Annotated in this window: 17 protein-coding genes and 5 pseudogenes; 13 read left to right on the forward strand and 9 right to left on the reverse strand. The window is 68.1% G+C overall.

The annotated features are described in order from the left end of the window. The first annotated feature begins 54 nt into the window (after window positions 1–54). Window positions 55–789, forward strand: coding sequence for a DUF6308 family protein (locus tag OG306_RS39805; RefSeq protein ID WP_266904186.1), 735 nt, complete (start codon window positions 55–57; stop codon window positions 787–789). A gap of 32 nt (window positions 790–821) precedes the next feature. On the opposite strand, the gene OG306_RS39810 is transcribed toward OG306_RS39805, so the two are convergent. After that, window positions 822–2,441, reverse strand: a complete 1,620-nt coding sequence (locus OG306_RS39810; protein WP_371665019.1) for a TerD family protein — start codon at window positions 2,439–2,441, stop codon at window positions 822–824. A 331-nt stretch (window positions 2,442–2,772) separates the two neighbouring features. Here OG306_RS39810 and OG306_RS39815 point away from each other — a divergent pair, with 331 nt between their 5' ends. Continuing rightward, window positions 2,773–3,447, forward strand: a complete 675-nt coding sequence (locus OG306_RS39815; protein WP_323187897.1) for a hypothetical protein — start codon at window positions 2,773–2,775, stop codon at window positions 3,445–3,447. Window positions 3,448–3,493: 46 nt separating this feature from the next. Here the strand turns inward: OG306_RS39815 and OG306_RS39820 are convergent, their stop codons facing one another. Both OG306_RS39820 and OG306_RS39825 read right to left on the reverse strand, forming a co-directional pair. Next, window positions 3,494–3,673: a hypothetical protein gene (locus OG306_RS39820; RefSeq protein WP_432762225.1), complete on the reverse strand. Its 180-nt coding sequence runs from the start codon at window positions 3,671–3,673 to the stop codon at window positions 3,494–3,496. A 514-nt stretch (window positions 3,674–4,187) separates the two neighbouring features. Next, window positions 4,188–5,546, reverse strand: a complete 1,359-nt coding sequence (locus tag OG306_RS39825) for an MFS transporter (protein WP_371665018.1) — start codon at window positions 5,544–5,546, stop codon at window positions 4,188–4,190. 109 nt (window positions 5,547–5,655) lie between these two features. Here OG306_RS39825 and OG306_RS39830 point away from each other — a divergent pair, with 109 nt between their 5' ends. The 8 genes from OG306_RS39830 to OG306_RS39865 all read left to right on the forward strand — a co-directional run bounded on the left by OG306_RS39830 (window position 5,656) and on the right by OG306_RS39865 (window position 12,791). Continuing rightward, the gene (locus OG306_RS39830; RefSeq protein WP_266751787.1) at window positions 5,656–6,141 is read left to right on the forward strand and encodes a MarR family winged helix-turn-helix transcriptional regulator; all 486 of its coding nucleotides are present in this window, start codon (window positions 5,656–5,658) and stop codon (window positions 6,139–6,141) included. Window positions 6,142–6,203: 62 nt separating this feature from the next. Further along, window positions 6,204–7,136, forward strand: a complete 933-nt coding sequence (locus OG306_RS39835) for a hydroxymethylglutaryl-CoA lyase (protein ID WP_266907959.1) — start codon at window positions 6,204–6,206, stop codon at window positions 7,134–7,136. 30 nt (window positions 7,137–7,166) lie between these two features. After that, a complete protein-coding gene (locus tag OG306_RS39840; RefSeq protein WP_266751791.1) occupies window positions 7,167–7,937 on the forward strand; it encodes an enoyl-CoA hydratase/isomerase family protein in 771 nt (256 codons plus the stop codon). After that, the gene (locus OG306_RS39845) at window positions 7,934–9,139 is read left to right on the forward strand and encodes a CaiB/BaiF CoA transferase family protein (protein WP_266751793.1); all 1,206 of its coding nucleotides are present in this window, start codon (window positions 7,934–7,936) and stop codon (window positions 9,137–9,139) included. The genes OG306_RS39840 and OG306_RS39845 overlap by 4 nt, the downstream gene beginning before the upstream one ends. Before the next feature lie 43 nt (window positions 9,140–9,182). Next, entirely contained in the window at window positions 9,183–9,953 is a 771-nt protein-coding gene (locus OG306_RS39850; RefSeq protein WP_266751795.1) for an enoyl-CoA hydratase/isomerase family protein, read from the forward strand. Next, window positions 9,950–11,569 (forward strand): AMP-binding protein, encoded by a 1,620-nt coding sequence (locus OG306_RS39855; RefSeq protein ID WP_266907957.1) that lies wholly within the window; start codon window positions 9,950–9,952, stop codon window positions 11,567–11,569. The genes OG306_RS39850 and OG306_RS39855 overlap by 4 nt, the downstream gene beginning before the upstream one ends. Beyond that, on the forward strand, window positions 11,566–12,591 hold the full coding sequence (locus OG306_RS39860) for an NAD(P)H-dependent flavin oxidoreductase (protein ID WP_266751798.1): 1,026 nt from the start codon (window positions 11,566–11,568) through the stop codon (window positions 12,589–12,591). The genes OG306_RS39855 and OG306_RS39860 overlap by 4 nt, the downstream gene beginning before the upstream one ends. Window positions 12,592–12,647: 56 nt before the next feature. Continuing rightward, window positions 12,648–12,791 (forward strand): hypothetical protein, encoded by a 144-nt coding sequence (locus tag OG306_RS39865; protein ID WP_266751799.1) that lies wholly within the window; start codon window positions 12,648–12,650, stop codon window positions 12,789–12,791. 431 nt (window positions 12,792–13,222) lie between these two features. Here the strand turns inward: OG306_RS39865 and OG306_RS39870 are convergent. The 3 genes and pseudogenes from OG306_RS39870 to OG306_RS39880 all read right to left on the reverse strand — a co-directional run. Then, window positions 13,223–13,693, reverse strand: a pseudogene (locus OG306_RS39870) (DUF998 domain-containing protein); the annotation flags it as partial. A gap of 7 nt (window positions 13,694–13,700) precedes the next feature. Further along, window positions 13,701–14,174 carry a DDE-type integrase/transposase/recombinase gene (locus tag OG306_RS39875; RefSeq protein ID WP_266908127.1) on the reverse strand — a complete coding sequence of 158 codons (474 nt, stop codon included), beginning with the start codon at window positions 14,172–14,174 and terminating at the stop codon, window positions 13,701–13,703. A 25-nt stretch (window positions 14,175–14,199) separates the two neighbouring features. Next, a pseudogene (locus OG306_RS39880) lies at window positions 14,200–14,826 on the reverse strand (transposase); the annotation flags it as partial. Between the two features lie 54 nt (window positions 14,827–14,880). On the opposite strand from OG306_RS39880, the gene OG306_RS39885 reads away from it, so the two are divergent. Next, window positions 14,881–15,537 (forward strand): transposase, encoded by a 657-nt coding sequence (locus tag OG306_RS39885; RefSeq protein ID WP_353963819.1) that lies wholly within the window; start codon window positions 14,881–14,883, stop codon window positions 15,535–15,537. Here the strand turns inward: OG306_RS39885 and OG306_RS39890 are convergent. After that, window positions 15,447–16,603, reverse strand: a pseudogene (locus OG306_RS39890) (IS30 family transposase). The gene OG306_RS39885 and the pseudogene OG306_RS39890 overlap by 91 nt on opposite strands. 49 nt (window positions 16,604–16,652) lie before the next feature. Here OG306_RS39890 and OG306_RS39895 point away from each other — a divergent pair. After that, a pseudogene (locus OG306_RS39895) lies at window positions 16,653–17,387 on the forward strand (IS256 family transposase); the annotation flags it as partial. On the opposite strand, the gene OG306_RS39900 reads toward OG306_RS39895, so the two are convergent. Further along, complete coding sequence (locus OG306_RS39900) at window positions 17,273–17,617, reverse strand: transposase (protein ID WP_353963846.1); 345 nt, start codon at window positions 17,615–17,617, stop codon at window positions 17,273–17,275. The pseudogene OG306_RS39895 and the gene OG306_RS39900 overlap by 115 nt on opposite strands. Window positions 17,618–17,813: 196 nt before the next feature. Continuing rightward, window positions 17,814–19,205, reverse strand: a complete 1,392-nt coding sequence (locus OG306_RS39905; RefSeq protein WP_266745780.1) for an IS1380 family transposase — start codon at window positions 19,203–19,205, stop codon at window positions 17,814–17,816. A 281-nt stretch (window positions 19,206–19,486) separates the two neighbouring features. Here OG306_RS39905 and OG306_RS39910 point away from each other — a divergent pair. Continuing rightward, a pseudogene (locus OG306_RS39910) lies at window positions 19,487–20,680 on the forward strand (IS4 family transposase); the annotation flags it as partial. Between the last annotated feature and the right edge of the window lie 1,596 nt (window positions 20,681–22,276).

Below are 22,276 nucleotides of genomic sequence, written 5' to 3' on the forward strand. Positions count from 1 at the left end.
CGCCTCGCTGCTGACCAAAAGCAGCGTTTACCCAATGCGACCGTTGCGAAAGAGATGAAGTGGCTCCGAGTACTGCCTGTCAACCTGCCTGACCTGGAGCCGCTGGTGTCCTTACCTGATCTTCCCCATCCTTTTGCGGAACGGCTCCATGCCCTCGTCACCGACGCGGGCTCCGTCGCGGACCTGCGCCGCTACTTCGGCTTGGACCGAAGCCCAGGGGCCGCTGCGTTCACGGGAGCCCGATTCGAGGCTCTGGGCGGTGGAGGTGACCACCCAGCAGTCGCCGACGCGGTAACTGCTGAGGACCTCATCGCAGTGCAAACCCTGTCAGTCACCGTTCCCGCGGCTGCCGCACTGGATCTTCTGGAAGGCTACGCCGGGATACAACTTTCCACACTGCTTCGTGCCATTCCCCGGGACATAGACATGGCCGACGCCACGGAAGCCGACCTGGCTCCCGGTTCACCGGCACACAAAGCGTGGCACCTACTCCGTGACCAGCCAGGCATCGGATGGGCCACCGCCGGCAAGCTCCTCGCCCGCAAGCGACCCCGACTACTGCCCGTCTACGACCGCGTCGTACGCTGCGCCGTCGGCCAACCACGCTCCTTCTGGCACGCCCTGCACAGCGCCCTACGCGCCGACGACTACGCCCTCCAACGCGAGCTGCTGACCCTGCGGCAGGCTGCCGGACTACCCGAAACGGTCAGCGTGCTGCGGGTCTGCGACGTCGTGGTCTGGATGCGGCATCACACCGATCACCAAGACGCTGGCTGCGCCTGGGAGTGATCTCGCCAAGGGAGTGGTGGCGCGGTGAGGACCTACCGGGTGTCGTCGATCCTTCGCTTGGGCGTCGGGGAGGACGGCTTCGGGCGTCCCGACGGTCGAGCGGGGTTGGTTACTCGATCGACTCCGTGTGCGCGGGCGAGTCCGTCGAGGCCGTCAGCCCATCCCTGGCCGATGGCCCGTAGTTTCCATACGGGTTGGCCGTCTGAGTGGTGCCGGTAGAGCTCGGCGATGGCCATGGCGCGGATGTGGGGATCGGCTGGGGGCTGGAATGTCCAGGCGGCGCCGGTGCCACAGTCCATGTAGAGCGCCGCGTGGGTGAGGGCGGCGCAGGTCAGGCCGGTGTCCACGTCCATGTTGATGGAGACGACGACGCGTTGGACGTGCTCGGGCAGGGCGGTGAGGTGTACGGCGGCCTTCTCGGTGACGTGGGGACCTTCGGCCTGCTTGCCCAGGAGGCGGGACGCGCCGTTGGCGGCAGAGGGCTGGTTGTAGAAGACGAAGTCCTGGTCGTCGGACACGCGGCCGTCCGTGCCCGTCAGGAAGAGGGTCAGGTCGGCGTCCGCTCCGGCGAAGGTGAACGCGATGAGCATTCCTTGCCAGGCCTCTTTCGGCAGCACCACTGTCTGGCCGGGGGTGAGAGACGTGGGCGGCTCGCGGTGTGGTTGCGGGGCCGGGTTCGGAGGATGGGGTGAGATTGGTGAGGTTGCCATGTCGCTCTGCCATTCCGCGAAGGTGCGGATCCGGTACGGATCGGATCCCGTGGTCGGCGTACGACCACCTGGCGTGCTGTTGGCACCGAGGCCGATGTCCAGGTCGGCCAGGGAAGTTTCCGGTGTGTCCGGGTCCTCTTGGGCGTGGTCGAGGAGGTCCTGGAGTCCGGTAGTGCGGCTGATGTCGAGCGGCTTGACCGTGCTGGAGAAATTCCCGGAGGCCGTCGTGGTGACCGAACACGCCACGTCCTGCCCGATGTCCAGGAGCCGAAGGGCGTCCTCGGGTTCGTGCCAGGGTGCCGACTCGACGGCCTGGCTGGTCCAGCGCCCGTAGGCCACGAAGCCGAGGAGCTGGGTGTCAGGGAGGCGGGTGAGAACAGCGAGATCGACGGCAGTGATGCCGGGTGCGGTGGCGAATCCTTCCTTGAGGGTGGCGATGATGTTGGAGCCCATGGAGGTGAGCCACCACAGGGTCCGGTCTCGTTTGGTGAGGTTCTTCAGGGTGGGGCGCCCACTGGGAGTGAGGCCCGGAGTCTGGGTGGGCATCGCGTCGAGATCCTGCTGGCGCATGACGACCGACAGCACCGAACCGTCGACACCGACCGCGCACCCAGCGGCCGGATTGTCGGAGAACGCGGTGTTCACCGCCTCGCAGACGGTCTCCTCGTCGTTCGCCGCGAGTGCCTGCCACCAGTGCTCCGCCTCGGCGCACAGCGATGCGTGCGCGGCATGCAGACGTGCCTGTTCGGCGGCCAGAAAGGAGGGCGCCTCCAAGGCCGCACGGGACTTGGCCGCGCTGCGTTCGGCACGGGCGAAACGGCCCACTCCCTGCAGATGGAACGCCTGAGCCTCGGCTTGCGCCCAGGGCAGGCCCAGCGGGGGAGGCCCAGGCACGACGGGCTGGCGCGCCATCGGGAAGGACTGCAGATGCACGCTGGTCATCTGCCGACGAAGCTCCGTCAACTGGGCAATAGCTGCATCCCGCTGGGCATCCTGCTGTGCCCGCTCCGCCTGCCGACGTGCCCGGTCGAGCTGCGCCGCCGAAGGCGCCACGGACCTGGGGCGCGAGGCCGTGCGGCGAGTACTTGTCCCGCGGCGGCTGCCTCCGCCGCGCAGCGAGCTGGAGGCGTAGAAGGGGCCGAGGCCGGACGAGATACGGGCTCCTCCGCTGCCGACGCTGATGCGTGCCGCGCGGGGACCGACCGACGTACGTACACCTCGTGTTGAGACCCGCACACTCATTCCCGGCACACCGACCCGGAAGCCAAACCCCATGGCAACTCCTTCTCTCCTCAAGGAGTCTGCCACCGAACCCGCCCGCACCGGATGGGAACGCCGCCGAGCCAGCCTTGACGAACGGCAGCGCACCCTGACCGTCCTCGCCGCTCTCGAACTCGACGGGGCGACAATCGCCTTTACCGCTGTCACCCGCACAACCGGCGTCTCCACGCGGCATCAGCAGCACTGTGCCATGGAACTCGACCTGGGTCGCCAAAACTTCCTGTGCCCGCCATCCCCGGGGTGGACCGCAACGGCGTTGACGACGGAGGCAGGCGTCGGTGTATTCGGCCAGCTCGATGACAGTGATGCCAGCGTTATCGAGGAGTTCGGCGCGTCGCGCCGGGGGCGAGGTGTCCGCCTCCCGCCGGGCGATGAAGACGCGCCGGATCTTGGTCTCGCGGATGAGCCGGGCGCAGGAGCAGGGTCGGGAGGTGCGCTTCGCACACGGTTCGAGGGAGCAGTAGATCGTGGCGTCGGCGAGGCGCGTCTCGCCGCCCTGGAGCTTGCCGGGGGCGTCTTTCTCTGCGGGCTCGTGAAGGTTGATTTCGCGGGAGTAGCCGCGGGCGAGCTCGGTACCGTCGGCGGCGAAGAGCCAGGTCGGGTACCCCCTCGGTCACGGCATCCCGGCGTCCTCACCGCGCCGTCCATTCCGGGGCACACCATGTGAGCATGCCCTCTGACCTGTAACTCGCAGTGGCAACCGCAGATGTTGCTCAAATGGGATTGCCCCAGGGGACACGGCGGAAGAATTCCCTCGAAGTCCTGCGACGCAACCGTTCGGACACGCCGTACGGGTGGGACCATTTGGCAGTCAGCTCGGCGAGCGTGGCGAGGGTGTGCTCCAGAGGCGCGCCACGCCGTACGAAGGCGTCGTCGAGCATTTTGTCCATCACGGCGACGGCGGTGCGCCTCGCCGGGCCAGGCGGCTCTTGGTGATCAGAAACGCTCGCTCGCAACCGGCAGTGCCAGCGCATCAAGAAGCCGACCAAGAACACTTTCGAGGTCAGGAAACGCGACCAGCCCCGCACGCCGAGTAACGTCCGCTACGCACTCAGAGTTACCCGGCACCCCATCCGACCTGCGGAAACACGAAAAATCACCGGCATTGCAGGCATGCCAGCCAACGTGACAAGGCCCCGGCCGACAGTTCCTGCGGGGTGACCGCGGCTTTCCGGTCTTCCGTCGGCGCCAAGGCGGACCACGTCGACGGCGTCGACATCACATGGTGGCCGTGTGGGCTGCCACAGGCCGGCCGCCGCGCCTCCGGGTCCCCAAACCCGGAGGCGCGGAACCCGACAGGCGCCGGCGGCAAGCACATCAACCGGCTTACGTGAGGAGGCGGAGACCCCCGCGGCCACCCCGCGTCCTCGTCGTCCTCGTCCGGCCCGGCAGCTCGCTTCCGGCGCGTCAGGAGGGGCGTTGTTCTCGCAAGTCCTTCGCCTTGACCCCGACCAGCAGCAGGACGACGGCGAGCAGCACAATCCCGGCGCTGATCTGCAGGCCGAGCGACAGGCTGCCGGTGCTGGCCTGGATGAATCCGAGCAGGGATGGCGACGCGGCCGCCGCGAAGGACCCCATCGAGGTGACGAGCGCGATTCCGGTGGCCGCCGCGCGTTCGCTCAGGTAGATGGAGGGGATGGAGTAGAAGACGGTGAGGCCCGAATAGTGGGCCGCGGCCAGGATCGCCAGGAGCACCACGACCACGGCGACATCGTCTCCGGACACCGAGATCGCCACCATGGCCAGGGCCGCGACGGTCCAGCTGAGGGCCGCGTGCCAGCGGCGTTCCAGGGTGCGGTCGGAGTGCCGTCCCACGATCAGCATGACGACGATGCCGAACAAGGGCGGCAGGGCGGAGAAAAAGCCCAGGTCGAGGACATCCCCGACGCCCGCGTCGGCAATGATCCGCGGCGTCCAGAACGACACGGCGTTGGCGAGCGTGTAGGCCCCGCAGGCGCAGAGGCCGATGATCCACACCTTGGGGTCTCTCAGGGCGAGCAGCAGCCCGCCGTGTCCCTTGCCGGCCGTCTGCTCGGCCTTCTTGCGCTGCTGGTCCGCGTCCAGGTCCAGACGGACGGCCGCCCGCTGGGCGGGAGTCAGCCAGCGTGCCTGCTCGGGTTCGTCGACGAGCCACAGCAGGACGGCGCCGGCGAGCAGGATCGGGGGAATCCCCTCGATGATGAACAGCCACTGCCAGTCCGCGATCCGCGTGCCGCCGTCGAAGGCCTTCATGATGGCGCCGGACATGAGGGAGCCCAGGACACCGGAGACGGGGACGCCCGCGAAGAACACCGCGGTCATGCGCGTACGCCGTGCGGAGGGGAACCAGCGCGAGAGGAAGTAGAGGGCTCCGGGGAAGAAGCCGGCCTCCGTGACGCCGAGGAGGAACCTCGCGACGTAGAAGGTGATCTCGTTGTGGACCAGTGAGGTTGCGAGGGTGACGACGCCCCAGGACACCATGATGCGCACGAGCGTCTTGCGGGCCCCGAGCCGGGCCAGTAGAGCGCTGCTCGGTACTTCGAAGAGGATGAAACCGACGAAGAACAGGGTCACGCCGAGGCCGTAGACGGCGGAGCCGAAGCCGAGGTCCCGCTCGAGCCCGTGCTGGGCGATTCCGATGTTGGTGCGGTCGATGAAGCTGACGATGTAACAGATGACCAGGAGCGGCATGACGCGCCAGGCGATGGTGCGATAGGTCGCGGCGCGGTCGACTGCGGAGGCGTCGACTGCGTCCTGTGGTGCGGTGGAGGTCGAGGGGTCGGCCACGACGTACGACTCCTTTGTCGAGGTATGTCGCCAAGAGCGGCGGGCATGGCGAGTTTCCGACGCTCAAGTTGATAAAGTCAACACCCTCGGCAGAGATACCATGCCGCCCATGGTGAAACGTGACGACGGCCGAGACCTTGCGCCGATCTCCGAGCTGCTGTCTTACCGGCTCTCGCGGACGTCCTCGGCCCTGTCGCGCAGTGCGGCGCTCAGGTACCGCCGCGAGTTCGACGTGAGTCTCGGTGAGTGGCGCACCCTCGCCCTGATCGCGGCCGATCCGACGCTGACGCTCAACCGGCTGGCCCGACGGGCCGGTCTGGACAAGGCCCAGATGAGCCGCGTCGTCCGCGGCCTGGTCGAACGCGGCCTCGTGAACCGCACCGAGGGGGTGGGCCGCAGCCGACAGTTGGCCCTCACTAATTCCGGGGTCGAGGTCTACCGGGGCCTCATCGAGGCCGCGAACGAGCGGGACGCGGCTTTCGCTGCGCTGCTCTCCGACGAGGAGGCGCAGGTCCTGGGGCGCGCCCTGGAGAAGCTGGCCGACCTGGCACTGTCCCTGGAGCGGCGGGAGCGGGAGCACCTCGATGAAGATTAGGTGTTGACGTTATCAACAGCTGGGGGGTAGTAGTTGTCGAGTCATCCTGAGGAGGTGGCTCGATGACCGACACGGTCACCATCTGTGAGTGCTTCGCCCGGGACGGGCTGCAACACGAACCCACGTTCGTGCCGACCACAACAAAAATCGCCCTGCTGGAAACATTTGCCGATGCGGGCTTCCGCCGTATCGAGGCGACCAGTTACAGCCATCCGAAGTGGGTGCCCGCCTTCGCCGACGCCGGTGAGGTCCTGGCAGGTGTCACCCACCGACCCGGCGTGGCGTTCAAGGCGACGTGCCCCAATCCAAGGGCGGTCGAACGGGCCATGAGCGACCTCGACCGCGGCGTGGGCGCCGAGGAACTGAGCCTGCTGGTATCGGCCAGTGAGAGCCACACGCAGAAGAACCTGCGCACCACACGGGCGCAGCAGTGGGAGCGTGTCGAGGAGATGGTCGCCCTGGCGGACGGCCGCTTCCGGCTGGTGGGCGTGGTGTCCGTCGCGTTCGGCTGCCCCTTCGAGGGGCGCGTCGATCCCGGACGCGTCGCCGAGGACGTCGCCCGCTTCGCCGACCTCGGCGCGGACGCCGTCACCCTGGGGGACACCACGGGCGTCGCCACCCCCGCCGCCGTCGCCGCCCTCTTCAACCGCCTGGACCGGGCCCACCCCGGCCTTGCGGTGATCTCCCACTTCCACAACACCCGCGGAACGGCCATTGCCAACGCGGTCGCCGCCCTGGAGGCCGGCTGCCGCCACTTCGACAGCGCCTTCGGAGGCGTCGGCGGCCATCCGTCGAAGATCGGCTACGGAGCCGGCCTCACTGGAAACGTCTGCACCGAGGACCTGGTGTGCCTGTTCGACGCGATGGGCGTGGACACCGGTATCGACCTGGACGCGCTCGCCGCCGCATCCCGGGCCTGCGAGGAGGCACTGGGCCGCCCCCTGCACAGCATGGTGGCCCGCGCCGGATTCCGGCGCTCCGCCGCCGCAGCCTGACCCCCACCGCCCGACCGAGGAGAACCTTCCGTGACTGTCACGACCAGCGGGCAGCCGACCGACGCGGACGCAGCCGCCACCGACGTACTGCTCGTCGAGGACCGAGGACCCGTCCGCGTCCTCACCCTCAACCGCCCCGACAAGCTCAACGCCCTCGACACCGCGCTCACCCGCGCCCTGAGCACCGCGCTCACCGCGGCCGAGGACGACACCCAGGTACGCGCCGTCGTCCTCACCGGCGCAGGGCGCGCCTTCTGCGCGGGCGCCGACCTCTCGGAGTTCTCGGCCCTCACCCCCGATCAGCCGGAGGCCGTCCTCGAACGGGCGGCACTGACCGCCCACGTACAGACGCAGATGCAGCGGATGGGTACGCCGGTCATCTCCGCCGTGCGCGGTGCCGCCGTGGGCGGCGGCGCCGGACTGGCCATAGGCGCCGACATGACGGTCGTGGGCACGGACCTGAAGTTCGGCTATCCCGAACTGCGGCACTCCATCGTTCCGGCCCTGGTGATGACCGGACTCCAGCGGCATCTGGGCCGCAAGCTCGCCTTCGAGCTCGTCAGTACGGGACGGCTGCTGGCCGCCGCCGAGGCCCTGGAGCACGGCCTGGCCAATCGCGTCGTGGATCCGGACGACGTGGTCGAGTCCGCGCTCGGGACGGCGCAGCAGTGGGCCGCTGTCGAGCCCCGCGCCCTCCGCGCGGCGAAGGACCTGTTCTACCGTGTCGCGGACCTGCCCACCGAGGCGGCGATGCGGGCAGGCCAGGACGTCAACGCGCTGATGCGGGGGTTTCGCCGGTGAACGAGAGCACCACGCCCGGCCCACTCGACGGCATCACCGTCCTCGACTTCTCTCGCGTCCTCGCGGCCCCGATGGCCACCCAGATCCTCGCCGAACAGGGAGCCACGGTCATCAAGGTCGAACGCCCGGGCGGCGGCGACGAGACCCGCAGCTTCGAACCCCGCCTGCCGCACGGCGAGAGCGCCTACTTCTTCGCCTTCAACCGCGGCAAGCGCTCGGTCACCCTGGACCTCAAGGACCCCCGCGGCCGTGACGCCGCCCGCCGGCTTGCCGCCCGGGCCGACATCGTCGTGGAGAACTTCCTCCCCGGTGCCATGGCGCGACTGGGACTGGGATACGACGATCTCAGCGCCGCCAATCCGGGGCTCGTGTACATCTCCGCCACCGGTTTCGGACAGAGCGGCCCCGACCGCCTGCGCAAGGGCTACGACACCGTCTTCCAAGCGCTGTCCGGTGTCATGGCAATGACCGGTGAGCCCGACGGCCCGCCCAGCAAGACGGGGATCCCGGTGGCGGACATGACATCCGGTCTCTGGATCGCCATCGCCGCCCTCACCGGCCTGGCCGGCCGCGGCGTCACCGGACGCGGCCGCCACTTCGACGTCTCCATGATGGACGTACAGCTCAGTCTGCACGCCCTCAACGCGGCCCGGCTGTTCGCCCTCGACGAGGACCCGGTGCGTACCGGCACCCAGCACCCCGGGCGTGTCCCGTCCGCGGCCTTCCGCACCGCTGACGGCGGATGGCTGCACATCAGCGGAAGCGATCAGCACTGGTCGCCGCTGTGCTCCGTGCTCGGCCTGGCCGAACTCGGAGCCGACCCGGACCTGCGGCACAACACGGGACGTGTCGCCCAGCGCGACCGCGTCATGGACGCCCTGCGCACGGCCATCGCCGGACGGGACCGCGAACCGCTCCTGAAGGAACTGCGCGCCGCCGACGTCCCGGCCGGGGAGATCCGCGGCGTCCGCGAGGCCCTGACGGCCCCTCAAGCACAGGCACGGGGCGTGGTCACCGACTTCGAGCACCCCACCGAAGGCACCTTCAAAGCCCTGCGCACGCCGCTGCGAGAGACCGGCGGCGAGCCCGTGCCCGCCGGCACCCCACCACTGCTGGGCGCCGACACCGAAACCGTCCTCGCGCAGTTCGCCGGACTAGACGACCGCGAGATCGAGGGCCTGCGGGCCGCGGGAGTGATCTGAGATGACCACGGCCGACAAATCGTCCCGATCCGACGCACCGCGTGTGAGTTGCGTGGTCGCGGACGGCATCGCCCGCGTCGAACTGGCCCGGCCCGGCGCCCGTAACGCCGTCGACCTGCCGATGTGCCGGGAGCTGCGGTCCGTCTTCGAGGAACTCGACGCGGACGATGACGTACGCGTGGTACTCCTGTCCGCCCAGGGGCCCGCCTTCTGTGCTGGGGCCGACCTCAAGGAACGGTCCGGCCGGGACGCCGCCTGGGTCCGCCGCAGGCGGCTCGCCTCCTTCGCCGCCTACGAGGCCATCGAACAGTGCCGCCACCCGGTCGTCGCCCTCCTGCACGGTGCGGTCGTGGGATCCGGTGGTGAGATCACCCTGGCCGCAGACTTCGCCGTCGCCGCGGAGAGCACCACGTTCCGCTTCCCCGAACCGCACTGGGGCACGGTCGGCGCCACCCAGCGCCTGCAACGGGCCATCGGCAAGCGCCGCGCCAAGGAGCTCCTCTTCACCGGACGTGCCATGGCCGCCGCCGAGGCCCTCGACCTGGGCGTCGTCTCCCGCGTCGTACCCGATGACCTGCTGGCACAGACCGGTGCGGATGTCGCGGCCACCATCGCGAAGGCGCCGCCGCTGGCCATCGCGCTGACCAAGCGAGCCGTCGACCTCGGCGGCGAGACCGATCTCGACCGCGGCATCAGAATCGAGATGGCGGCCATCGAACAGTGCCTGTCCGACGGCGGCTGGCGCGACGGCGTCGACCGGTTCGCCCGCGGCGGCCTTGACAACTCCGTGACCAGCGAGGTGGAGCAGCGATGAACCTCAGGCAGACATGTCCCCTGACCGCCCACGAGGCACTGGAGCGCGCCGCGCTTCTCGCCCCCGACGTGGAGGCCGTGGTCACCGCCGAGGAACGCCTCACCTACGGTGCGCTCGCCGCCGAGGTCACCCGGATCCGGGCCGCTCTCGCCGCCGCCGGCATCGGCCCGGGCGACCGTGTCGGGCTGTGTCTTGGCAACGGCCCCCGCTGGGTCGCCCTGTTCGTCGCCCTGGGATCGGTCGGCGCGGTGACCGTTCCCGTCAACACCCGTTACACCGCCGACGAGGTGGAGCACACCCTCACCCACGCCAAGGTCTCCACCCTGTTCGTCGCCGACCGAGTGCTGCGCGTCGACTTCCTCGCCATCCTGAGCGCTCTCGGCCTCGGCGCGGACGGCACCGCCACCAGCGCCCGCCTGCCCGACCTGAAACGGGTCGTCGTGTGCGGGGAAGAGGTGCCCGGCTGGGCGACGCCATGGCCGCGGTTCCTGTCCGAAGCAACCGGCCAGGTCCCCGCGACCGGTACCCCGGACGACATCCTGCTCGTCCAATACACCTCCGGCACGACCTCCCGACCCAAGGGCGTACTGCTCACCCAGCGCAGTATGTGCGCCGACGCGTTCTTCTCCGGCGCCCGCCTCGGCCTGCGCCCCGGGGACCGCTTCCACAGCGCCCGGCCCTTCTTCCACGTCGCCGGGAGCACCCTGTCCGTGCTGGCGTCCATCCAGCACGCCACCACCCTGGTCACGATGCCGAAGTTCGAGCCGGCCGAGGCGCTGCGGCTGCTGGAGAGCGAACGGTGCACCCACTTCTCCGGCAACGACACCATCGCCCTCATGCTGCTCAACCACCCCGACCGCGCCCACCGCACGCTCCATCTGCGCGGCGCGTGGGTCGCGGCCTCCGCCACCGTCATCCGCAGGGTGATCGATGAGCTGGGCGCGGCCGAGTGCGTCGCCGGATACGGGCTGTCGGAAGCCTCTCCGAACGTCTCCCAGTCCTGCTGGTGGGAGGACGACGAGGTGAGGGCATCCGGCGCGATGCAGGTGCAACCCGGCGTCGAGGTCCGCATCCGCGCCGCGGACGGCACCCGGGACTGCGCTCCGGACGAGCCCGGCTCGATCCTGGTACGCGGATGGAACGTCATGCAGGGCTACCTGGACGCCCCCGAGGAGACCGCGGCGGTCATCGACTCCGACGGCTGGCTGGCCACTGGCGACGTCGGAGCGCTCGACGCCACCGGACGCCTGCACTTCATGGGGCGGACCAAGGACATCATCCGGGTCGGCGGCGAGAACGTCGCACCGGCCGACGTGGAGGACACCCTCCACCGCCATCCGCGTATCCGGCAGGCCGTCGTGGTCGGTGTTCCCGACGAACGGCTGGTCGAGGTGCCGTTCGCGTTCGTCGTCCTTACCGAGCCGGGCACCACCGAGGACGAGCTGATCGCCTGGGCGCGTACCCGCATGGCGGGCTTCAAGGTTCCACGGTATCTGCGCATCGTGGACGGCTTCGAGGACATCGGCATGACCGCCAGCTCCAAGGTCCAGAAGAACCGGCTCGCCGCACACGGCCGCACCCTTCTCGCCCAGCAGGACCACGAGGTATCGGCATGACCAGTATCCCCACCCCGGTCACCGGCCTGCTCGGCGTCCGTCTCCCGGTGATCCAGGCGGGCATGTCCTGGGCCTCGTCCAGCTCGGCCCTGCCCCTCGCGGTCACCCGGGCCGGCGGGCTGGGCGTCGTCGCCGCGGGACCCATGCGTCTGGACGACCTCGCTCGCGTGCTCGACGAGATGGCCGCGGGAACCGACGACCCCTGGGGGGTCAATCTGCCGCTCTACCGGGCGGGGGCCGACGACGTCATCGATCTGCTCCTCGAGCGGCGTCCACCGGTGCTGATCGCGTCCCAGGGCGGACCGCGCCGCTACCTGGAACGGTTCCACGACGTCGGTACCGTCTGTCTGCACGTCGTGGCCGGCGTCGAGCATGCCCGCAAGGCTGCCGACGCGGGAGTCGACGGTCTGGTCGTCGTCGGCGGGGAGGCCGGCGGGCACCCGCCGCCCGCGATGGTGGCCACGCAGGTCCTCGTGCGGGCTGTGGTCTCGGCCGTCGAGGGCCTTCCGGTGGTCGCCTCCGGTGGTGTGGCGGACGGTGCCGGGCTGGCCGCGATGCTGGCCCTGGGAGCGGGCGCCGCCCAGTTCGGCACACGGTTCCTCGCCACCGAGGAAGCGACCGTGCATCCCGAGTACAAGGAGGTGGTCCTCGCTGCCGGGGTGGAGGACACCCGCACGGTCGGACACGGCCTCGGCCTCATCCGCGCTGTCGAGAACGACTTCACCGTCCGCATGCAGCGTCTTGAGGAGTCTGCCGCCGAACTCGGCGTACGGCGCAAGGAGTTCCAGTCCGCCAGTCTCAAGGACGCCGCCCTGCACGGCCGCGTGCGTGAGGGCAAGGTCGAGGCAGGGCAATCCGCGGGTCTGATCGACGCGGTTCTCCCCGCCACCGCCGTCGTCGAGCGCATCGTCGCCGAGTACCGGACCGCGCTCACCCGTCTGCCTCTGCCTGTGGCCACCGAGGTGCGGCCTTTGATAGTCGAGGGAGCCGGGCACGGGCCCGCGCCGGCGTCAAGGGCCTGATCACCCGGGGTCTGTCGCGGGGGTCGAACGGCCGGTGGGGCCGCACTTCAGGGCTGTTGGCTCGTGCGGGTTGCGGCACGTTCCTCTGGTCCAACACCAACCCGCACGACACCTTCCGCCTGGTCACAGGGAAGCGTCTCGACGGTGTCGGCCCCGCAGCTGTGCCCCGCCCCCGCACCCCGGCGGGCGCCGACGACTGAGGCCTCATCTCCACCCAGCGCCGCCGTCGAGCTTCGGCTCGTACCACCAGCCAGGGCCGTCGGGCAGGGTCGGGACCGCTTGGGCCAGCGCCACCTTGATCGGGAACTCCACAGAACCGATCCTGCGAGCCCCGCGCTACAGCAGCGCGCCGAGGGAGGCCAACAGGGACCTGACCAGAGCTCTCAACCAGCGCGGCTGAGACGCTCCGCCGGCATCGCCTCCTGCAGACGAACTGCCCGACGGATGAGGCCACGAACGCCAACAGCGAGCGCCCAGAACAGGAGAGGAAGCGCGGCAACTCGCTCCATACCTCCCATGCCGAGACCGAGGTAGTGGTGGGAGAGGAAGAGCCCAAAAGCCGTGATCGCGGTGACGCCCAGCAGGCTGGTGCCCCACCGCAATGGGGCAGGAACGTGTTCTGCCATGCCGACCCTGCCAGGAAAAGACCGATGTTGCCCATCGCCATGATGAGAAGGGCGCCCAAGACGTGCTGGTTCTCGTTGACGTCCGCGGGAGCCAGCCCGGCCAACACGAATCCCACGCCGGCACCGGCGAGCAGCAGACGAGCCACGGCAGCGGCCGGGCCTCTGCGCCATAGGACACCACCGGTCAGGGCGGCGCCGACAACGAGCAGCGCTCCCAGGGTGAAGAACGAGGCATTCATAAGGCTGTGCTCGGGGGAGCAGATATACCGCGGCTCAGGCTCTGGCTGCAGGGCGCAGTGAGCGTTTCCTAAGTCGCTGATGTTGTTCCGTGCCCAGCTATATGGTCTCGCCCAAGCCGACTCGGCAATCCCGTGGATGACGAAGAACTGCACCACGCCCACGATCCAAGCCGAGTACCCGATCCGGACCCTCACCTGTCCACCTTCCGTCTGAAGTTTCCCCGTGATCCTGGACACGATCCTGTTATGCCGCGAGGGCTTGTTCCCGCTGGTGACGCAGGCGCGTTTCGTGGGGTGTGAGGTATCCCCACACGATGTGCTTGCGGAGCCTGCGGCGGTTGTAGAAGGTCTCGATGAACGCGAAGATCTCGGCGCGGGCGGTGGCCCGGTCCGGCCAGAAGCGAGTGCCGATCTCTTCCTTGAGGACGGCCCAGAAGCTCTCGGCGGCGGCGTTGTCGTAGCAGATTCCAGTCCGCCCCATGCTCTGGCGGCATTCCAACTGGCAGATTTTTGAGCCAAGTTGGGTGGAGGTGTACTCGGATCCGCGGTCCGAGTGGATCACGCAGCCGGGTTCCAGGCGGCCCAGGTTGGCGGCCATGTCCAGGGGGTCGACGACGAGGTCGGCGCGGTGGTGGTCGGCCATCGAGTAGCCGATCACCTCCCGTGTGGCCAGGTCGAGCCAGCCGGCGAGGTAGAGCCAGCCCTCGGCGGTGGGGATGTAGACACCTCAGGCGCGTAACTCGTCAAGCTGCGGCGGCAAGTTCGACGGGGAAGGCGGTGTGTTCGTCGAACAGCTCTTCGTGCTGGAGGCAGTGGTAGAGCTGGCCGATCATGCGGTTGAAGAGGTTGCGCTGGGCGGCGGCGTGCCAGTCTCCGTGGTCGTCGCGGCGCCGTCGGTAATGGGCTTTGGCGCCGGGCGAAGAGGTGAGGGAGGCGAAGGCCCAGAGGTAGCCGGCGTGGTTGAGGCGGTCGTTCTTGACCCACCTGCGGGTGATGCTGGATTTCTTCCCGGAGGCCCTGGTGATGGGCGAGGCGCCGGCGTATGCCTTCAGGCCGCGGGCATCGGCGAACCGTTTGCGGTCGTCGCCGATCTCGGCGAGCACCCGGGCGCCGAGCTGGGTGCCGAGGCCGGGGAAGCTGAGGATGATCTCAGCGTCCGGGTGTCGAGGGAACGTCTCCTCCACCGCCTTGGCGAGGTCGTCGGCTGCTGTGCAGGCGGCTTCCAGCTGGACCAGGAGGGCGAGCATCTGCTTGCCGAGCGCGTCTTCGACCAGCGGCGGCTGGTGGGCCCAGTCGGCCCGGAAGACCTCCCGGAGCCGTTCGGTCTCGGCGTCGATGCCGCGCTGGCGGCCGGCCCGCTTGAGTGCGGCTGCAGCGGGTCTGTACGGTAACCGGTGTAACTCCCGAGCTGGAAGCGACAGTTGATGACTGACGTGATGAGTGACATCAAGGCCGGGGAGGCCGCCGTGGGTGCGCTGGATGCTGTGGATGACAGTCTGGTTGCCGAACTGGTGGCCCGGGCCCAGGCCGGCGGAGTGAAGCTGACCGGCGAGGGCGGCCTTCTGGCGGAGCTGACGCGCAAGGTGCTGGAGTCCGCGCTGGAGGGTGAGCTGACCGACCACCTCGGACACGAGCCCGGTGAACGGGTCGAGGGCGGCCGGGAGAATTACCGCAACGGCCACCGGTCCAAGACCGTGACCACCGAGGTCGGCCCGGTGGAGATCGCGGTGCCGCGGGACCGGGCGGGCACGTTCGAACCGCAGCTGGTCAAGAAGCGCCAGCGGCGCCTGGGCGGCGTGGACGAGATGGTCCTGTCCCTGTCCGCGAAGGGCCTTACCCACGGCGAGATCTCCGCCCACCTGGCCGAGGTCTACGGCACGGAGGTCTCCAAGACCACTGTCTCCACGATCACCGACAGCGTGATGGCCGGCATGGCCGAATGGCAGAACCGTCCCCTGGACAGCGGGCGGTTTCTAGCGGTGATTGCGAATCACGGAAACTGTGATGCTATGCCCCAGTCTTGCATGACCTCGGACGGAGTACGGTCTCCCAGGACCATTCGGGGGCGCTCGTTGAGCTGACGGGCCACGGCCGTCAGGTTGCGCAGGGAGTGGACCGTAAGGTCGGTGCCCTTGGGGAAGTACTGCCGCAGCAGCCCGTTGATGTTCTCGTTGGTGCCGCGCTGCCAGGGAGAATGAGGATCGCAGAAATAGATCCGGAAGCCGGAGAGGGCCTCTATCTCTTCATGGAGGACGAGCTCGCGCCCCTGGTCCCAGGTCAGGGTCCGCCGCAACGCTCGTGGCAGATCGGCGGTCTGCGAGACCAGGGCGTCGCGCATCGGCTGGGCCTTCCAGCCGTGCGGCAGGTGGATCAGGCGAACGAAGCGGGTCGTGCGGTCGACGAGGGTGCCTATAGCGGACCGCTGAGCGCGTCCGATGATGAGGTCTCCTCCCAATCGCCGGGCGTTTCACGATCGTTGACCGTGGCGGGTCGGTCATGGACGAGCGTCATGTTCTTGATCTTGTTGGGTGAGACGACGCCACGGCGTTGCCGCTTGCGGCGGGTGCGTCCGGTGCGCAGTCGGCCCTCACGCTTGCCCAGAAGGCCAGCGAACAGGCCACGGTAGATCGTCTCCGGACAGGCCCGCATGCGAGGGTTGTCCGGGTGCTCGCGTGCGAGGTGTCGAGCAATCTGCTGCGGGGACCACTTCTCGTCGAGCTTCTCGCGCACTGCCGCGCGCAGGGGTCCGTGGTCGCGGAGTTTCTCTTCTTTGGGGCGTTGGCGACGCAGGAGCGCCTGGTTGTGTGCCCACCAGGGTTCGTACTCCCCGTTCTCCTTCCGGCCGCGTCCAATCTCCCGGTAGACCGTCGAAACGCTCTTGCCGATCTCGGCGGCGATGACGACCGGGCTCCGCCCGGCGCGCAGACCGTCGGCGATGGCGATCCGCTCGTCCTGGGTCAGGAAGCGTGGCGAGATGGGAGGGTCAGGAATGATCATGCTTCCAGCATCGATGAACCAGTTGGACCCGCAGCTCACCGATACGCCCACTTGGCGGGCGGCCGCTGCCCCCTTCAGGCCCTTGCGCCGCAGCTCGAAGTACCGCCGTCTGGCCGACGACGGCATGCGATTGGCTCCTCCACGAGGCATGCGAACCATCTCCCCTTGGATGTTCGCAACCACCGATCGAATTCAAGGCGTGTATCCGGTCGTCTTCATCGACTGCGTGAACGTGAAGGTCAGGGATGGGCAGGTCGCCAACCGGCCCGTCTACATGGCCTTGGCCGTGACGGCGGAGGGGCATCGGGACATCCTGGGCCTGTGGGTCGGCGACGGCGGCGAGGGCGCCAAGTACTGGCTGCAGGTCCTTACCGAGATCAAGAACCGGGGCGCCCGTGATGTGCTGATGCTGGTCTGCGACGGCCTGACCGGTCTTCCGGACGCGGTCAACACGGTCTGGCCTGCGACGATCGTGCAAACGTGCGTGGTTCACCTCCTGCGGAACAGCTTCCGTTACGCGGCCAGGCAGGACTGGGAGAAGATCGCGAAGGCGCTCAAGCCCATCTACACCGCGCCGACCGAGGACGCCGCCCTGGAACGCTTCATGGAGTTCAATGAGGCCTGGGGAAGGAAATACCCGGCGATCGTGCGGCTGTGGGAAAGCGCCTGGGCGGAGTTCGTCCCCTTCCTCCAGTTCGATATTGAGATCCGGAAAATCGTGTGCACCACCAACGCAATCGAGTCCGTCAACGCCCGTATCCGCAAGGCCGTGAGGGCCCGCGGGCACTTCCCCACTGAACAGGCCGCGCTCAAGTGCGTCTACCTCGCGGTGATGAGCCTGGACCCCAAGGGCACCGGAAGCAAGCGCTGGACCATGCGCTGGAAAGCCGCACTCCAAGCCTTCGACATCACCTTCGACGGCCGGCTCACTGCCGGACGCCGGTAGAAACAATCAACCGAGTCCCACCGTTCGCTGTACAGACCCTTTCCGCCGGTCTCCGTGACCTCGGCGGCCTTGGCCTTCTTGACCCAGGCGCGCAGGCTCTCGGCACTGACGTCGAGTTGCCAGGCGACGTCGGTCACCGTCCGCCCTGACGAGCACACGAGCTCGACCGCGTCCCGTTTGTACTCTTCCGAGTACCGCTTCGTGTACTTGCTTCCCACCTGGCACTACTTCCTCTGGAGCCGTTCAGGTTTCAGCCCGGATCCACCGGCTTGATTCCGGAGTGATCGTTTCGGGGTTGTCTTGGCGGTTGGCGAGATGATCTGGCTGTTCGGGCAGGGAGTATCCGCTGGTCTGTCCAGCTCTTCCACGTGTTCGGCGGTCTCGGGCCCTTGCGGGCGGGGTGGTCAGGGCTTCTCAGGCTGTGGGTGGTGGCGCGTGCACGAGGTCGAAGAGCTGGGTGAAGTCGTCGGCCCAGGGCCAGTGTTCGGGCAGGTGGAGGGTGAGGCGCCGGGCGGAGCGGGCCGGGCGGGCGGGCACGTTGATCAGGTGGTCGCGGATCGTTGCGGTGGTGGCCTTGGCGTGGAAGGCGGACGCCAGGGCGCCGGCGGCGCGGGTCAGATTGTGCGCGAGAGCGGCCAGCGCGAGCCAGGCGGCGTTCGCCTGGAAGTGCCCGGAGGGGGCGTGGGCGAACGGGCCGTTCTTCAAGTCCGCGATCACCTGTTCCACGACAGCGTGCCGCCTGTGCTCACGTTCGGCATCGGACAGGGAGAGCGGAGAGTCGGTGAACGCGGCGTGGTAGCGCCAGGTATCGAAGAGTGCGCCCTGTCCCTCGGGCACCGCTGCCGGGTTGAGCCGTTTGACGCGGCGCACGATCAGACGGGCGGTGGCCTGCTGCTTCTTCGGCTTGGAGGTGAAGGCGGTGTAGGTGGTCTCGGCTATCTCGGCGTCCGAGATCCAGCACTGCCCCTCCTCGTCCCACACGGCCTTGGGGTACTTGATCGCCTTCCACGCGGCTTCGTCGATGCCCGCGATCGCGGCCTTGACCGAGGCGTTCATCCGCACGGTGACCGAGAACCGGACGCCCAGGGCCCGGCAGGCGTTCACGATATTGGCGCCGTAGAACGCGGAGTCGGCCCGCACGACCAGCAGCCCGCTCGCGCCGCACGCTCTTGCGGTGCGGATCGATTCGGCGACGAACGCGGCCGCACCTCGGGCGGAGTTGGACGGTCCCTTGCGCAGGCGGGTGGCGACGATCACCGGAGCGGCCAGCGGGGTGGAGACGATCCCGATCAGCGCGTTCAAGCCCTTGACCTTGCTGTATCCGTAGCCGGCGCCCTGCTTGGCGTAGCCGTAGGTGCGACGGATCGTGTCGTCGATGTCCACGTAGGCCACTTGGTCGGCGCCGGGCAGCAGCGGGGTGTGCGCGGCCAGTTCGGGTAGGAACCGGCGGGCCACCGCGTGCAGTTGCTTCACGTGTCCGTGGCTGAAGGAGCGCAGGTACGAGCCCAGCGTGGACGGCGCCCGCACCCCGCTGAACAGCCGCGGCAGCCCACCGTGCCGCAGCCGGTCCATGTCATCGATGCTGTCCGCCCCGGCGACCATGCCGCCGACCAGCGACATCAGCTTCGCCGCGGGGAAGGCCCCGGTGCCGTCCGTCGAGGCCGGCAGCCGGACGTGCTCGTCGACGAGTGCGGGCAGTCCGCACCGCTCAGCCAGCCGCACCACCGGGGCCAGCCCGCCGTAGCCGACCAGATTCGGATCATCAAACCGTGCGGAGACCCTCGCTGCGGCATGGGAAGATTGCATCTCGGAAGTGCCCTCGTGGTCGTGCGTGCTGGAAGCGTGAAGAACTCCCATCATCGCAGGTCACAGGGCACTTCCTCGTTTCCGGAGAGGCTATCCACAGGCATCGAGCCGGTGGATCCGGGCTCAGTCTCCAGGTGTCCACGATCAAGGGGAAGCTTCAACAACAGAATCACCCCGGCCACCCAACAGTTGATAACCAACGCAGCCGCTCAGCCCAACCGAAACGGCGAGGTTAGGCGCAATACCGGTAACTTACGGAGATTCTGCTCGTTGTTGTTGGTATGCCAAGAGCGGGCCAACTGAAGTCATCTGGTGAGCGGTTGTCGGACCGGGTTGCGGTCGGAGTGCTGACGCAGGCGTTTCCTCGGTCGCTGGTGGACGAGGTACTGGTGGAGACGGGCCGGATGCAACTGCGGAACCGGTTGCTGCCGGCCCGGTTGGTGGTCTATTTCGTGCTGGCGATGTGTTTGTTCTCCGGGCAGAGCTATGAGGAAGTCGCCCGGCTGCTGACAGCTGGTCTGCAGGACGAGCGGCGTTGGCGTGGGACGTGGGTGGTGCCGAGTACGGCTGCGATCTGGAAAGCCAGGTCCCGGCTGGGTGTGGCGCCTCTGCGGCGGCTGTTCGCGCGCGTGTGCTGTCCGGTCGCCACACCCGACACGCAGGGCGCCTTCTACGGCGTCTGGCGGCTGACCGCGATCGACGGCACCACGTTTGACCTGCCGGACACGAAAGCGAACACGGAAGCGTTCGGCCGCCCGCCCCGCTCCGGGCGGGGCGAACTTGAGGTCGGCCGCCCGCAGTTGCGCATGGTCGGCCTGGTGGAATGCGGCACCCACGTCGTTTTCGACGCTGCGGTCGGAGGTCTGCGCGCCGGAGAGCAGACACTGGCCCGGGCGGTGCTGGGGTCCCTGCGGCCGGGGATGCTGCTCCTGGCCGACCGCGGTTTCTACGGCGTGGACCTGTGGTGCAAAGCGGCAGCCACCGGGGCGGACCTGTTGTGGCGCGTGCGCAAGGACCTGGTGCTGCCGGTGGTGGAGCAACTGCCGGACGGCTCCTACCTCACCGAAATTTTCGATCGGAGCGACATCCACCACACTCGTCGTGGGGTGCGGGTGCGCGCGGTGGAGTACACCATCGCCGGCCACGAGGGTGTCTACCGGCTCCTCACCACCATCCTCGACCCGTCCATGGCCCCAGCCGCGGAACTGGCAGCCCTTTACGCCCAGCGATGGGAGTTCGAGTCCACCCTCGACGAGATCAAGACCCACCTCGGCGGGTCGCACCTGGTGCTGCGTTCACAACACCCTGACGGAGCCGAGCAGGAACTTTACGGCTTCCTGCTCGTCCACCACGCTATCCGGCACCTGATGCACCAGGCCGCGAACCAAGCCGGTCAGGATCCCGACCGCATCTCCTTCATCCGTTCAGTGCGCGTCGTGCGCCGCCAGGTCACCGACCAGGCGGCATTTTCCCCCGGCAGACTCACCCGCGCGGTCAAAGCGACCCACGCTGAACTCATCGAGCGTCTCCTGCCACCGCGACGCCGCAGATCCAACCCCCGCGTCATCAAACGCAAAGTCCTCGCCTGGCCCCTCAAACGCGCCGCCCACCGTGTTACGGACCGTCCAGCTATCCCGACTCTCACCATCGTCAACGCCACCAAACCCAAACGGGTCAAGCGGACCAAAGCGCCCTAAGTTACCGGTATTGAGGTTAGGCGACCTCTTCCTTGAGGGCCTTGAGCTGGGCAAATTCCTCGGTCGTGGTCCCGGTTCGGGCACCGGCATCGACCTCGGCCTGACGCACTCAGTTCCGCAGGGACTCCAGCCCGATGCCGAGCTTCGCTCCGATCGGGCGGATCGCCGCGGACTCGGTCCTGTACTGATCACGAGTCTCCAGGACCGGGCGCACGGCCCGTTCCTTGAGATCCTTGAGGTATTGCTTCGCCGTAACGGACTCGATCCTTCCAAAAGAATCGAGCCTCGATCAAACCCGGAACGGTTCATCGAAGACGTATCTGCTCTCCTCGGCGGCCGCGATATTACGGGCACGAGATCATCCGGCCGCTGCGGTGGGACAATGAGGCAGGACGAGCGAAATCAGGTCCGTCGGAGTACCCCGTCCACAGAAAGGTGAGCTGTCCTGAATTCATACTCGGCACCCAGGCGAGGGTGACGCTGGGCCAGAACGGCAGGGGATACTCGCGTCCTGCGGGGCGGCTACGGTCTTCTTCGCCGCTGCGGCCGGATTGTCCGCCGTGGGCATGCGCTTCCCATACGGGATGGGTCCGGACGGTCTCCTCCGCTTGCAGGAATTCTATCGACACGTGGTGCTGACACACCGTAATCATCGACTGTGGGTCGTGGGTCGATTCGGGACGGTTTCATGGAGGCTGAAAACTGGGCGTGAGCAGTCAGTCGCCTGTTCTTTTGTCTGGTATGGCCGGGGGGATTGTGGATCAGGTCGACGCGGTGTCCGGGCGCTGTCGAGGAAGCGCGGTTCGTCCCGTCTTCCGTGTGTCGACCGTGGCGGTGCGGACATGACGCACCGGGGTTGGTGCTGACGAAGGTGGCCGGTCACCTGCCCCGGCACCAGCGACATTGTGGGGGGCGATGAGAGGTTCTCCGGCCGGGAAGCGATATCGCGGGCGTATCGAGGCCGACGCGGCAGAGCCCCCGGGGCTCTGTGTGATCCGCTGCGGAGGTCACAGCACTCCCGACGAGCGGGGGCTTGCGCGACACGGCCCCCGCATCACCTAATTCGGACACCTTGGAAGGTTTTTCAGGTTTGAGATCACGGTTGACTTGAACTGATTGGATACTGTCGAATCGACCGTGGTACGCATCGTTGAACAGTCCAAGATGCACACTGGCGTCGTAGGGCAAGGGGGGTTCGGCCATCGCGGGGGATGCTTGTACGCCAGTCGACGCTGCGCGCTTGAAGAAGCGAAGCAACGCAACCTCGACCTGTCGCAGCCATTCGGTATGGCTGCGAAGTGGTGGTCACGCGAGTCGGATTGCGATCACCCCGTCCGTAACGGGTGGCTCCGGCAAACCGTCAGAAATGAATTC

Source organism: Streptomyces sp. NBC_01241 (assembly GCF_041435435.1).
Lineage (GTDB): Bacteria > Actinomycetota > Actinomycetes > Streptomycetales > Streptomycetaceae > Streptomyces.

Excerpts from the sequence above, each read along its gene's own strand:
- OG306_RS39835 (WP_266907959.1), top strand. The coding sequence starts at position 6,204 with ATGACCGACACGGTCACCATCTGTGAGTGCTTCGCCCGGGACGGGCTG.
- OG306_RS39855 (WP_266907957.1), top strand. The coding sequence starts at position 9,950 with ATGAACCTCAGGCAGACATGTCCCCTGACCGCCCACGAGGCACTGGAG.
- OG306_RS39905 (WP_266745780.1), bottom strand. The coding sequence starts at position 19,205 with ATGCAATCTTCCCATGCCGCAGCGAGGGTCTCCGCACGGTTTGATGAT.
- OG306_RS39815 (WP_323187897.1), top strand. The coding sequence starts at position 2,773 with ATGGCAACTCCTTCTCTCCTCAAGGAGTCTGCCACCGAACCCGCCCGC.
- OG306_RS39805 (WP_266904186.1), top strand. The coding sequence starts at position 55 with ATGAAGTGGCTCCGAGTACTGCCTGTCAACCTGCCTGACCTGGAGCCG.
- OG306_RS39860 (WP_266751798.1), top strand. The coding sequence starts at position 11,566 with ATGACCAGTATCCCCACCCCGGTCACCGGCCTGCTCGGCGTCCGTCTC.
- OG306_RS39830 (WP_266751787.1), top strand. The coding sequence starts at position 5,656 with ATGGTGAAACGTGACGACGGCCGAGACCTTGCGCCGATCTCCGAGCTG.
- OG306_RS39885 (WP_353963819.1), top strand. The coding sequence starts at position 14,881 with ATGACTGACGTGATGAGTGACATCAAGGCCGGGGAGGCCGCCGTGGGT.
- OG306_RS39810 (WP_371665019.1), bottom strand. The coding sequence starts at position 2,441 with ATGACCAGCGTGCATCTGCAGTCCTTCCCGATGGCGCGCCAGCCCGTC.